Annotated in this window: 10 protein-coding genes; all 10 read right to left on the bottom strand. The window is 38.1% G+C overall.

Going from position 1 to position 13217, the window contains the following annotated elements; all coding sequences use genetic code 11:
• Positions 1-60: 60 nt before the first annotated feature.
• Positions 61-516 (bottom strand): PepSY-like domain-containing protein, encoded by a 456-nt coding sequence (locus ACZ5L8_RS07770; RefSeq protein ID WP_464440698.1) that lies wholly within the window; start codon positions 514-516, stop codon positions 61-63.
• Between the two features lie 66 nt (positions 517-582).
• A complete protein-coding gene (locus ACZ5L8_RS07775) occupies positions 583-1344 on the bottom strand; it encodes a COG4705 family protein (protein ID WP_464440699.1) in 762 nt (253 codons plus the stop codon).
• A gap of 294 nt (positions 1345-1638) precedes the next feature.
• Positions 1639-4065: a TonB-dependent receptor gene (locus ACZ5L8_RS07780; RefSeq protein ID WP_464440700.1), complete on the bottom strand. Its 2427-nt coding sequence runs from the start codon at positions 4063-4065 to the stop codon at positions 1639-1641.
• Positions 4066-4134: 69 nt separating this feature from the next.
• Positions 4135-5394, bottom strand: coding sequence for a sensor histidine kinase (locus tag ACZ5L8_RS07785; protein ID WP_464440702.1), 1260 nt, complete (start codon positions 5392-5394; stop codon positions 4135-4137).
• Positions 5395-5422: 28 nt separating this feature from the next.
• Positions 5423-6097, bottom strand: a complete 675-nt coding sequence (locus tag ACZ5L8_RS07790; protein WP_464440704.1) for a response regulator transcription factor — start codon at positions 6095-6097, stop codon at positions 5423-5425.
• 112 nt (positions 6098-6209) lie between these two features.
• Positions 6210-8321, bottom strand: a complete 2112-nt coding sequence (locus ACZ5L8_RS07795; protein WP_464440706.1) for a glycoside hydrolase family 127 protein — start codon at positions 8319-8321, stop codon at positions 6210-6212.
• Positions 8314-8445 (bottom strand): hypothetical protein, encoded by a 132-nt coding sequence (locus tag ACZ5L8_RS07800; protein ID WP_464440708.1) that lies wholly within the window; start codon positions 8443-8445, stop codon positions 8314-8316. Before ACZ5L8_RS07800 ends, ACZ5L8_RS07795 begins: the two co-directional genes overlap by 8 nt.
• A 39-nt stretch (positions 8446-8484) precedes the next feature.
• Positions 8485-9372 (bottom strand): AraC family transcriptional regulator, encoded by an 888-nt coding sequence (locus tag ACZ5L8_RS07805; protein ID WP_464440710.1) that lies wholly within the window; start codon positions 9370-9372, stop codon positions 8485-8487.
• Between the two features lie 69 nt (positions 9373-9441).
• Positions 9442-10374 carry a PorP/SprF family type IX secretion system membrane protein gene (locus ACZ5L8_RS07810; protein WP_464440712.1) on the bottom strand — a complete coding sequence of 311 codons (933 nt, stop codon included), beginning with the start codon at positions 10372-10374 and terminating at the stop codon, positions 9442-9444.
• Positions 10375-10384: 10 nt separating this feature from the next.
• Positions 10385-13201 carry a DUF7507 domain-containing protein gene (locus tag ACZ5L8_RS07815; RefSeq protein WP_464440714.1) on the bottom strand — a complete coding sequence of 939 codons (2817 nt, stop codon included), beginning with the start codon at positions 13199-13201 and terminating at the stop codon, positions 10385-10387.
• Positions 13202-13217 lie beyond the last annotated feature (16 nt).

Raw genomic sequence — 13217 nt, forward strand, 5'->3', positions numbered from 1 at the left:
AAATGCCCAGAAAATATTTCTAGGCATTGAGAGTAAAATCAATTTAAGAGGCAACGGTTATTAATCCTTGTCCCCTTCTTTTTCATTTTCCTTTTTAAGTATCTTACCCGTGGCATCTAGGGTAACCTCCCATTCGGTTTTTACTTTTTCTATTTCAAACTCATAGAATGTGCCTGCGGCTTTTTCTGAAATCTCTGCCTCCTCGATCTCAAAATCAGGAAAATTTGTTTCTAGGGATGAAAGGACTTGTTGAGGAATTTCAGATTTTTTAATCTCATGTTCTGTTTCTTGCCAGGTGCCATCGTTAAGAAAGTTAGCCGAATACTCCACTTTATCCATTTTAAATTCTGCTTCCCACTCTGTGTCACTTTCCTTCTCCCAGGCTACTTTTTTTGCTGTGGGAAACTTTTTGGCGAAAGCCTTCTTTACAGCTTCTGGAGCATTGTCACTTGATGTAAAAGCAAAGGTGATTAATGCTATAAAAACCAATGCTATACCGATAATCGCTTTTTTCATTTTTTACGTTTTTTATATTACTACCATAAATGTAAAGTGTGATTCTAAAGCTTGGTTAAAGCAAATCTAAAGTGATTCTGGTCTATTATTTTTGTGTTTGGCATGCGCCAAAATTATTAAGATAGTCATCAAGCCTATTGATATGAGAGATGATGATAACGTTCCTAGGTCTAAACCACCCTTAGCTATAGGTTTTGTAAGCAAATCACCGAATGTCGCCCCAAAAGGACGTGTAAAAATAAAGGCTATCCAGAAGAGCAATACCTGATTGATCTTTGTAAAATAATGTAAGAAAATGACAATGGCGATTATGCACGATGTCACTAATGCTCCTTGCAAGTAACTGAACCCTATTACATCGCTTAAATAATCTCCAAAAGCCGTACCTAAACTGTTAGACAGCAATACGGCAGACCAGAAGTAAATTTCTTTCTTTTTATTTATAATGGGATATACATTAAGATTACCATAGGCCTTATACCAAATAAAAAGCACTGCAACAAGAGATATAAATAGTATAAGACTACCATACGTATAGCCTAATCCCAGACTGCGATCCATATAGTCTGAAATCTCCGTACCCAGTGTTGTCGTGGCGATTATTACTATCCAGAAAAAAACAGGAATATAACGCTTAGTATAAAGCTGTATTGACAAACTTAAAATAAAGAATGACATTGTTATTGCTATACCTACACTATAACCCAGACCTAGTGTTTGAGCAATAAAATCTCCAAGTGTTTCACCTAGAGTAGTTGCTATAATTTTCATGATCCAAAATAACAGGGTAACCTGAGCTACTTTGTTAAGGGTTTGACTTTTCATCATTAAGAATATTAAGGTTAAAATTATATTGAAAAAGTAATGAGTCTTGAAGAGTTGTGCCTGATAAAGGAAGGAGGATCCCGCTTTATTCCTCCTCCCCTTACAGGGCTTGGATTCAGAGTAGTAATGAATAGTATTATACTTCCCTAATGAATAATTTTTAAAATTAAACACTCTTTAAACGAAGTAATTTTACCTAATAAGCCCTTGTTTTAAAGTTTACCTTAATTTGTAGATTAAACTTAAAAAGCTTTTCTAAAGTAATTTTTAAGATGACGATCTTTAAATCGAAAATCTTTAAAATTTGTATTTAAATCCTAGACGTACGATCTGAGTTTCGTAGAAATTTTGATACATGGCATTGAAGTTTTCTCCTGTTATATTTTGGCGTAAGCCAAAACGATTAAAAAGATCTGTTGCAGATAGAGTGATCTCTCCATTTTTATTAAACAGCGCCTTTTTTAATCCTATGTCTACCGAAGATCTTGCCAATTGCTCACCTTGAGGAATATTACGTTTTGAAAACCAAAGACCAGTGAGTTGAGCCTCAAGACCCCAAGGTAGATCAAAGGTATTTGTCACTTTAAGATCACCTGCATTGTCTGAAGAACTATTGATATAAAATGGTCTCTCAACAGGAAAAAGTAATGTGCCTTGGTATTCATACACTTTGTTTTTATAAAAGTTCAAACTAGTTGAGAACTTCCAATGATCTGTGATGTCTTGACTTAACAATATTTCAAACCCTGCATTACTACTTTGTCCGGTATTTTGGTAAATACGGTTTATGATATCATAATCTGGGTTACTATCATCAATGCTATAAACGCGTTGATACGCTCCTTTGATCTTCCTATAATATATAGCAGTAAAAAAAGATCCTGAACCCCATGAGTATCTATGTGCTAGCTCAGCACTGTTTGTAAACTGTGGTCTTAAATATGGATTACCTACTTTAAGTAATTCTGGGTCATCATATTTTGGAAAAATGCGTAATTCTGGTTCTCCTGGTCGGTCAATTCTACGATTATAAAAAATTGATATTTTGTTACTACTATTTAGTTTATAGGTAAATCTTACACTAGGAAATAGTTCAAAATAATCATATTTATCATTTGTATTATAATATGTATTCTTAGGGTCTAGTTTATAGGAAACAGCTGTTTGCTCTGCTCTTAAACCAGCTTCAATATCAAAATGCTCTTTTTCTAAAAGATAATTAACATAGGCACCGTATAGATTTTCTTTCCAGTTTGAAAAATCTCCTAGATTAGGATAGATTATAGATTGATTGCCGGGTGTTATTGTATACTCTACGGGTAAGTTCCTAAAGCGTGCTTTAGCTCCCAGTTCTATCTTCCCATTGCTTAAGGCTCTGCTGTAATCTGCAGCAAAACTGGCAGTATGCTCAATTGCTCTAATGTTAGTTTTATCTCTACCTACTCGCACAGAAGAACTATCATTCAATGAATATGTCTCATCCTCAAGACCTCTAGTGTATTGCATATCTACAGTAAGAAAATGACCAGCCTCTGTAAAGTCATGTCTATAGTTTGCAGCTGCATTAATAAAACTGGTGATCTCTTCTTCTTGCCAGGTGTAAAGCCTATTTCTATAATTTGTATTGAGGTTTACAAATGCCACTTGAGAAGTATCTATATGCCGCTCACGATCAAACATGCCAGAAACTGTAAGAGCGTCATTATCACTCAGGGTAAAATCTGCACCGCCACTTATTATACTTCTAAACTGTTTACGATTTTCAGGCACTTGCGATAAAATAGCCCTGCCATCATCATAAAAGCGAGTAGTAAACTCATTGTTAGGCAGCGCTTCCTGAAGAATGAATTCACTTTGCAAGAAATAGTTAACTTTCTCTGTACGGTAGTTTAAATTAAGGCTTGGTATTACCTTGGGGTTTACCGAGTAACTACCAAGATCTGTGGGGGTATCTTGTTTTCTTTTTCCTAATGCCCCAAGTCCAAAGGACATACCTACATCTCCATTAAAACCTTTTTGTTTTTCCTTTTTATAAATGATATTTATGATGCCTGCAAAACCATTTGCATCATATTTTGCTGATGGATTATTGATGATTTCTATACGCTCAATATTAGCTGCAGGTATGTTAGATAACCCCTTCTGATTTCCAAAACCGGTAAGACTAGACTGTTTACCATCAATTAGAACAACAACTTTATCGCTTCCGCGAAGAATGATCTTACCATCTTGATCAAATGCTACACCGGGCATAGTCTTCATAGCATCCATAACAGAGCCGCCAGATTGAGCAAGATTATTACTTAAACTGAAGGTCTTCTTATCTAGATCAGAAGCTATTGTGCTTCTTTCAGCGATCAAAGTGACTTCATCGAGTTGTTGAGATGATTCTTCTAACTCTATTTTGCCAAGATCAAAAATGCGGTTTAATCCACCTGCGGTAATTCGTTTTTCTACCGTTTTATAGCCTATAAATGAGAGTGACACCACATAGTTGCCCATGGGCTGCTCTATAGTAAATCTCCCAGACTCATTTGTAACTGTACCACCTAAAATTTCTTGTGAGGTATATTCTTTAATTGAAACCGTTACGAACGGAAGTGACTCCTTAGTATTTTTATCTATGACCTGACCGGCTATTGTAATTGTCTCTTGACTTAATGCTGTAACCGTCGTAAGGATACATATTATTAAAAAAAAGATTCTGAGAGATAATCTGTGCATGGTTTACTTGTTTGAGGCTAAAGTAAATCGGTTTTCTAAAGAGATTTTAAAGATGTTTTCAGGACTTTCTTAAATCTTAGAATTAAAACTTATTTTAAATATATGTTGTCCCGTTTTGTACGTCTGTGCTTCCTTTTCACGAAAGTGATAACCTGGAACAAAACCATAATGATCACAGATCTTCTTAACGATTGCAAGACCTAAACCTATGGAGTCACTTTGTTTTGCCTCTTTGTAGAAACGTTCAAACAACTTTTCTGGATTTCTTATTCGCTCTGCTCCACAGTTTGCAATAAGCAGTTCATCTTTTTTAAACGTTACAGTTATGGGCTCCCCAGTTTCTGAATATTTTATAGCGTTAGAAATAAGATTATTAACTAGTACTTGTGCCAGATATTTATCCATGATAACATCAACATTCGCTTCTTTAATAACCGTAAATTCTTTGTCTAGAATTTCGCAAAAGTTTGAAATGCTATTATCTACAATCGCATTCATAGCTACAACCTCTGTTGAGACAAATTGATTATTCTCAATTTTCGCTAAAAGAATTAGTCGTTTATTTAATTGTTTTAACCGCTGTATGTCTTCTTGCAAAGAGGCGATCTCTTCAAAGTGAGATTCGTCTATTTTATTATTATTTATAAAGGTTTCGATCTTAGCTTGCATGATCGCAAGCGGTGTCTGGATCTCATGAGAAACGTCTTCTGTAAACTGTTTTAAATTATTATAATCTGCTCTTACTTTAGTGGTTAATTGTTCTATTTCAAGATTAAGTTCATTAAACTCTACTATATTAGATTCTACAAATTGAATTTGTCTATCTGATGTAAGAGAAAAAGCCTTTAGTCGCTCAAGATTAGCGAAAAATGGTTCCCATAATTTTTCATTTCGAGATTTGTTGAGATAAAACAGAAATATGAATCCTAGTAATATTACCAGTAAAAAGCTAATGAGTATTGCCGATAAAATATCCTCAAACTCAATAACCATGACCCTTACGGCTATTCTATAGCTTTGACCGTTTATAACCTTAGTGCCCGAAAGTTGCCTAAACAATTCTTCCTCATCTTGTAATGGATCATAGATCACAGTATCTTTAAGTGTTTCCCTTTCGCTATAGCTCACTTTTTTTACAGACATTATAGGCGGAATACCTGGATGGTCTGGATTCTTTATAAGTGATCGCTCTAATCTATCTTTACTAGAATATAATTCTTCTTCGATCTCATGCTTTAGAAGATAACGAGTATAGAATATCAATGCAGTAGCAGAGAGTAATAATATTATACTGCTAGAAATGAGAAAGGTCTTTGATGCCTTTCTCAATAATCTTGTTTTATTTTGTTTTTTATTTTTAATCGGCCATAAATTTATAACCGCTTCCATAAGCGGTTTTTATATACTTTGCTCCTACAGCTGTTAACTTCTTACGTAGATTGTTGATGTGCACATAGATAAAATCAAAATTATCTAACAGATCGCTATCATCTCCCCATAAGTGTTCTGCGATTATAGCCTTAGATAGTACTCTTCCTTGATTTGTAACAAAAAATAATAATAGGTCATATTCTTTGCGAGTAAGAACAATGGGTTTCTCATTAACGTATGCTTCTCTAGCCAAAGTATCCATTCTTATCTCATTAAATGAAATAGAATCATCACCGTCAAATTTACCGCGTCTTAAGACTGCCTTAATTCTAGAGTTTAGCTCTGCGAGGTGAAATGGTTTTGTAATATAGTCATCGGCACCTAGGTCAAGACCACGCAATTTGTCATCTAAGGAGTTATTAGCCGAAACAATTATTATAGGTGTTGTATTCTGCTTTTCCTTAAGTTCTCTTACTAACTGTAGACCGCTGCCAGTAACGAGATTTACATCTAGAATGATAAGATCATAATCATATAGATCTAATTTCTCTTTTGCTTGATAAAAATCTGAAGCTAATTCACAAACATTACCATCATTGCTCAGATATCTGGCAATAGACTCTTGTAACGTAACTTCATCTTCTGCAATTAAATACTTCATTGTCGCATAAAATATACAGCGAAAATAGATTTAGATTCTTAATAGAATTTAAAGATAAAACTAGTTTAGTAAACTATATGTTTCTCATTTAAGAATTAAGATCTATTTCAGGTCAGTCTTCAACAGAAACCCAAACCTTATAAGCATTCCCCGGTTGCGCGTTACCCATGGCAAAATATGGCACTGCAGTAAAAGTTGACATCTCTCCTTCTTGCTTTGCTTCTCCTGTAATAATATTCACTCCGCCCAGCGCATCTTTGTCATAAGATAGATTCAATGCCGCATTGGTATCTATTTTTAAACTTTCAAGATCTGTATTTGTATTTTCTTCAAAGCCATAGATCACCGGCCCAGAAGCTAAAACAGCCATTCCTTTTAAGTCTTGCACCTTTTCGTTTGCAGTTACCCATCGCGGTTGCATAGGTAGATCTAGCGTTACTGTGTCGCCTTTTTTCCATTTTCGCTGTAGCGAAATATACCCATCTACAATTGCTGTCTTAACCGTCTTATCATTTACCCGCACAGTATAACCTCCCACAAAATCTGATTCGTACAACCCATAAGGATTCTCCTCGCCTCTCGCCCATTCTGGGATGCGGATCGCCAAAGCAAACTTTTCAGGTTTTTCAGGGTTTACTTCAAGTTTTATCATGCCATTCCAAGGATATTCAGTGGTTTGCTTGATCGCAACTTCTCCTGCTTCTTCTAGTTGAATAGTAGCATTGCTTTGCACAAATAGATTTACGTAGATCTTTTTCGCGGCAGCGGAATAAATAAAATCTGGCAACGCCGAAACCATTTTTAAAAACATAGGCGGACAGCATGGGCAATCATGCCAATCCCATCTATGATGATGCTCGCTCACTAACGGATTTTCATAAGTATAACGGTCGCCATCCAGCGATATCCCTGAGAGTACGTTGTTATAAAGCACGCGTTCAAAGGCGTCAATGTATTTACCTTCCTTAGTGAGTTCATGCATTTTCTCACTAAAAAAACCGGCACCCACAGCCGCACAAGTCTCTAGATAAGCGTCGTTCGGCAGGAAGTAATCTGGCCCAAATTTCTCATCAAACGCGATAGTTCCCACTCCGCCATTAATTGACATTCTTTTACCCACCATATTGTCCCAAAGTCGCTCTGCCGTGTTTATATATCGCTTGTCATCATTTTCCATGGCGAGCGCAGTAACTCCTGTACCGAGAAGCGTTGCTCGCACTGCATGACCTTCTATCGTTTCTTGCTCTAGAACGGGGATTGAATCTTGTGCATAATCACCAAAGGTTGGCCTATTATGATCACCAAATTTCGGATCGTCATATTTATTGTCTCTGATCCATTGATCAGACTTGCCATTTCCCCAAGCATTCCAGTCTGGTAAACCCACGTGATCGCCTCTTCCCTCGATCCAGAATGTTACCAGATCATTATAATCTTGCTCATTAACCGCTGTCTCAATTTTAGACTTAACATCGGGATGATCTCTAAACAAAGTGTACAGATCTACCACGGCTTCTTCAGGCCCGGCGTGTGCTGGGATGATGTTCAACTTAGGCGCCGGCCCCATAAGATCATGCATGAGATTTGCCATTTTCACAGCAACTTCTAGCAGTTGAGTCTTACCGGTTCCCTTGTAATAATGAACACCAGCCTCGATCAGCATTCCGGCATTATAAACATCGTGTTGCCAGCGTAAAAATCCGCCATCACGACCCCAGCGATGATCAGATTCTATGAGTTGGGTATAGGTATTTAAAAATCCGTCAGGGTCAGATTGCTGGGCAGCAGCGATTCTTTTTATGTAGCCATCCACCCGATTTTCAAGCGCTTTGTCTTCGTAATTTTTAAGAAAATCTCCCGCTGCACGAATGGTTTCATAAACTAAGCCATCATACCACGGCGGACCGTTATGCTCCCCAATATCGCGTTTTCCTTGCGCCACAAGATCAAAATTCTCAAAAGCATCCCGACGCTTTTTGGTTCGCTCATACTCTTCCCCTAAGCGCCACTCTAATTTGTATTTCCCCTCAAATTTGTCAAAAACATCATTGATGGTTTTAGAACGCCAAGTTTGAATTTTTGGCCCCCAAAAGCCATCTTCTATCTTCACTTTTAAAACATGAGAATCATCAGTTTTAGTGGCGGTTTGAGGAAATATCGCTTCCGAGAAAAGCACTAACACAACAAATAACACTTTGGTATATTTCGAGCTATTTTTAAGCATAGATCACAGGTATTTCAAGAAATTTTATAGACTGCAAAATAATAGGTTCAAGAAAGCGCATTATGCACAAAATGATATTTTCACTGCATTTTTTGATATAGACAATAAGAAGTAAAAGTATCATGGCGGGCACATTTTGGCTTTAAGCCAAAAAAAGAAAACCTCAACCCAGATTCTGCTCCCGGTATTCTGAAAGTGTACAACCGGTTTTTTGCTTAAACAGTCTGAAAAAATAATCCTTGTTGTTAAAACTGAGTTTATGAGCAATTTCTTTAATGCTCATGTTTGTGGTGGTAAGAAGATCTTTTGCCGTCTGTATGCGCAACTGAATATGATATTGCGCTGGCGAAAGGCCTGTATATTCCTTAAATTTCTTGCGATATACCGAATATCCCAAACCTAGACTTTGCGCTATATCTTCTTGTTTGATGGGCATTTCAAGATTTTCGAGCATTTTGAGGCGGGCGAGTTTTATCTTATCCTCGATCTCCCTGCCTTCTAGAGATTGAAACTTGATCGCCGAAATGATCTGCCCTAACAGCTGCACGACAATTCCAGATGTTATGTATTGATGACCGGGTTTTTCTTCTTTGATCGCCGCGATGATCTTGAGGTAATTTGACGCAACCTGATTGCTTATCCCGATAGAGATCACCGGATTTTCTGGCTGTAAATAATTGTTTTGTACAAAATGCTCTACCAGATCTCCATTAAATTCTACCCAATATTCATCCCAACCCGTCTCTTCATCAGGTTTGAAGGTATGCCACACATCAGGAAAAAGTACAAACGCATCTCCTGCTTTGATCTCGTGCTTCCCTGAAACCTCCGACTCAAAAATCCCGCGACCTTTTGTGATATAGATTATTTGATAATCATTAAGCCGGCGCCCCATTGAGAAGTGAAAATAGTGATGCTGCGGATCGCTCACAAAAGGATATGTTGTCTCTCTAGGCACCTGTATATGCCCGGCACCGGTAACGTACATTCCCCAGCGCTTCTCCTCCTCGCCAGTTTTGAGATATTTAAAAAATCGTTTGTCTGCGGTCATTTACAATTGCTCGATAGCGCTCAAATATATCAGTTATTCTGTAAAATGATAAATAGGTTTTAGCTTACGCTAAAAGAACCTAGGCTTAAGACTGCAGGCACAATTTCTCTTGTTGAAAATGGTAAACCTGGCGACAACCTCATAAGAACCATTACTATAATTTTTAAGAGCGGTGGTTTCATGATCATACGCTGCTCCTATAAAAATCTGATCTATCACCTGAAAACCTGCAAGCAAACTCACCGCCGAACTCCATCTGTAAGCCGCCCCAAAAGTAAGTCTGTCATAAAAAAGAAAATTAGCTGAAAAATCCCATTGCAACGGTGCGCCATTTACAACCTTAAAAAGCGTTGCTGGCTTAAACTTAATATTCTCATTAATCGGAAAGACATATCCCAGCATGAGATAATAATGCTGACGATTTTTCTCAATAGCGTTATCCTGATCATCAAAATGTGAATTCTGTAATACATTAGGCACCGAAAACCCCGTATAAAAACGGTTGTCATAAAAGTAAATCCCTGCACCAACTTGTGGTTGCAGATTTTGATCTATTGCGCTTTCAAAAAAATCACCTGCATCATCAACCTTAAGTTTATTAAAATCTATATTCAGCAATTCAGCTCCAGCCTTTAAACCTAGTGCGAGTTTATATTGGTTATTGATCTTGAGATTATAAGCATAGTCAATTGATAAATTGGTTTGCGTCGCCGGCCCGATCACATCATGAACTACCGAAATGCCCAAAGCCGTTTTTTGCTGTTCTCCCAAAGGTACATTAGTAGCAAGAATTCCCGTTTTAGGCGCGCCCTCAATTCCTGCCCATTGTGATCTTGCTAAAAGCGAAACTGTGGGAAATTCTTGAGATGCTCCGTACGCAGGATTTATCACTTGCGTGGAATACATATACTGCGTGTATTGCGCGTCTTGCTGAGCTTGAATTTTAGAAGAAAAACTCAAAACTACACAAACTAAAAAACCGAAGACATCAGAAATTCTCATCGCAAAACACTTAGTTATTGATATATAGATATCCAGTGCAGGTCTCTTCGTTTTCAGGCAATGAAGCATCCCGAATAACGATCACATAGAAATAAGTTCCTGATGGTAGACGCTCGCCTCTGGCTATAGTGGCTCTACCGTTTGAGATTCCTTTAAAAATGTTTTGGTCTTCATCATAACCTTCAATTTCCCAGACCAGCACGCCCCATCGATTGAAAATCTGCACATTATTATCGGGATAATCAGAGATGTTCTTGATCTTAAAATAATCATTCAGTCCATCATTATTTGGCGTAAGCGCATTGAAGATCTCGATAGAGGCTGGCTCTGCATTTAAACGAATTATCGTGGGATCATCAGCATCACCATCATTATCTAGATCAGTTTCTGTGACATCATCAGGGTCGTCCGAAATTTCGATAACTACAGCGCCCGCAGGAGAATTCTCTTCGGCGTAAGCCTGATTAAAAACTTCTTCATTATCAACATCTTCTTGCTGAATTGTATACGTTAAGACAGGTAAATTAAAAACTTCATCTGGTCTTAAACTAGGTATCAAACCTATCTCGCCTCCTAACAATGGATCATTAATGTGAATCTGCTCTAACGTTACGTTTCCTGTATTTATGACTTCAATGAAGTAACTAATCGTTTCTCTGGGTTGCGCAAATTCATCGCTATTCTCATCGTTAAAAATTCCTCGTTTAAAAAGTAGCATCTTGGGATTTGCTGACAAAAGTGTTGTCGTGGGGTCGTCAGGCTCGCCGTCTGCATTGTCATCAATATCTGTAGTTTTTTCTGGATCATCAGATAGATCATCAATTATATTTCCTGAACCGTCTTCAGCGGTAACTTGTGCCTGATTAATTATAAATCCATTATCAATATCTGTTTGCGTCAACGTGTAGGTAGCGCTACATGAACTTGAGGTGGCGCCAGCGGCTAAAAATGGTATAGTACATATATCTCCGCCCAGAAGAGCATCAGTAATAACAATGTTTGACAGATCTTGGTCGCCAGTATTGTTTATAGTAAAATCATATGTTATAGTCTCTCCTGCTTGCGGGAAACCATCTCCATTTTCATCATTTAAAGTAGCCGACTTTTCTAGTGACAAAGAAGGCACACTCGCTAGAACATTTAATGTTGCAGGAGAGGAAATTTCAAAACAAGTGTTTGAGCTACTGAAAAATAATACACGATACAAATTGCCATGCATTGAGGCGGTGACGTTTTCTAATTTTAAAAATGCCGGATCGCCGCTGTTACTATTCCCATAACCGTTAGGCAAAAATGAATATGTATTACCTCCATCTGTACTTACTTGCCAGGCGAAGGTCAATTCTGTGGTTGTTGTAGTTGGCGGATTTGTAGCTGTTGGCGTTGCGCTACCTCTTGCATAAAAAAGCACATCAGAACCCTCTTCTGCAGTGAGACTAAAAGGATCTGTAAGTATTGATAGCATCATACCTTGCTGAAAAGTATTCTTACCATCTACTGTTTGAATTGTATTTGTATAAGCATCGCCGGCAGTATTTATTCCAGCGGCGATTACCAATCCATTTGCATCAACACCTCCATTGCTTAAAGTTGGAGTTCCCGCCCCAAAAATTCCCGAATCTCCTCCATCTGCTTGCGGATCGCCATAAGCTTCATTAGCATCGCTACAACCGTCTCCATCACTGTCAAGATCTTGAAAATCTGGTATGCCATCATTATCTGTATCGACCTTGACCAAATAACGAATAACTACCAGACCATTACCTCCACTCGCATTTGAGTTGCTCGTTCCCACACCCACACCATATACATAGTCCACATCTGTTGTGTTAGGAGGATTATTTATTGAGATTGCATACGGATCTGGATACGTACTTAGATCTGCCGTTGACAGAGATGAAGAAAAAGTCACAGCAGGATCAATATAATTGCTTCCACCTTCGCCATGTTCTGCATTAGCTGGGTCGGTACTTAATCGGGTTTGTTCTGCTAGTCCACCAGAATATCCGCCACCACCACCACCGCCGTACTCAAAGGTATCATTACCGCCATGCATTGTAGAGCTACCGCCTCCATAAACCGCATCTCCTCCTTGACCGCCAATGGTTGTAAAAATTGTGCTCCGTTCTCCTGCTCCTCCACCGCCAGCAATTAGAATCGCGCGTGACTGACTAGTTTCTGTTATCGTAGCGCTTCCTGTAAATAAACCCGATAATCCACCGCCAAATGAACCATAATAATGTGCGGTGCGTTCACCACCAAAACCATAAATAGGTCCGCGGGTAGCATTATTGTCTGATACACCACCTTGGCCCACCATCACCGTATATGTTTCTCCTGCCGAAACATCAAGAAAACCCGAAACAAAACCGCCTGCTCCACCTGTAGAATACCTAGATTGATAATTTGAACCACCGCCACCAGCTCCCCAAACTTTAACCTCAATTTGCTCAACATCTGCAGGAACTATAAAAGTTTGATCTGTGCCCTGATAATTAAATTTTCTAACGACATACACAGATTCGTCCTCATCAAGAATACCATCATTGTCATCGTCCAGGTCAATAGTATCATCAACTCCATCACCGTCTGTATCTATTGCTAAACTTCTACCGGCAATAGAATCATTTAGTTTTGACAAAAATCTAGGGGCATTTTGTCCATGACTTTTGTCAAAAGTATTGCTAGATGTAGGAGTAAGTTGAGATACATTTTTTCTTTTGGCTACAGCCAAAACAGTATCTGCAGAACTAATTGTAAATAGAAGTAAGCAGACGAAACCAAAACGCACGCTCGCCTTAGACAGATTGTTGATACTTGGGGTCATAGCAACGTTCTATTTT

The organism is Leeuwenhoekiella obamensis, from assembly GCF_055391795.1.

What these genes read in the sequence shown, in the direction of transcription:
- ACZ5L8_RS07805 (WP_464440710.1), bottom strand. Translation starts at nt 9,372, where the DNA reads ATGACCGCAGACAAACGATTTTTTAAATATCTCAAAACTGGCGAGGAG.
- ACZ5L8_RS07790 (WP_464440704.1), bottom strand. Translation starts at nt 6,097, where the DNA reads ATGAAGTATTTAATTGCAGAAGATGAAGTTACGTTACAAGAGTCTATT.
- ACZ5L8_RS07775 (WP_464440699.1), bottom strand. Translation starts at nt 1,344, where the DNA reads ATGATGAAAAGTCAAACCCTTAACAAAGTAGCTCAGGTTACCCTGTTA.
- ACZ5L8_RS07770 (WP_464440698.1), bottom strand. Translation starts at nt 516, where the DNA reads ATGAAAAAAGCGATTATCGGTATAGCATTGGTTTTTATAGCATTAATC.
- ACZ5L8_RS07810 (WP_464440712.1), bottom strand. Translation starts at nt 10,374, where the DNA reads ATGAGAATTTCTGATGTCTTCGGTTTTTTAGTTTGTGTAGTTTTGAGT.
- ACZ5L8_RS07780 (WP_464440700.1), bottom strand. Translation starts at nt 4,065, where the DNA reads ATGCACAGATTATCTCTCAGAATCTTTTTTTTAATAATATGTATCCTT.
- ACZ5L8_RS07800 (WP_464440708.1), bottom strand. Translation starts at nt 8,445, where the DNA reads ATGATACTTTTACTTCTTATTGTCTATATCAAAAAATGCAGTGAAAAT.
- ACZ5L8_RS07795 (WP_464440706.1), bottom strand. Translation starts at nt 8,321, where the DNA reads ATGCTTAAAAATAGCTCGAAATATACCAAAGTGTTATTTGTTGTGTTA.
- ACZ5L8_RS07815 (WP_464440714.1), bottom strand. Translation starts at nt 13,201, where the DNA reads ATGACCCCAAGTATCAACAATCTGTCTAAGGCGAGCGTGCGTTTTGGT.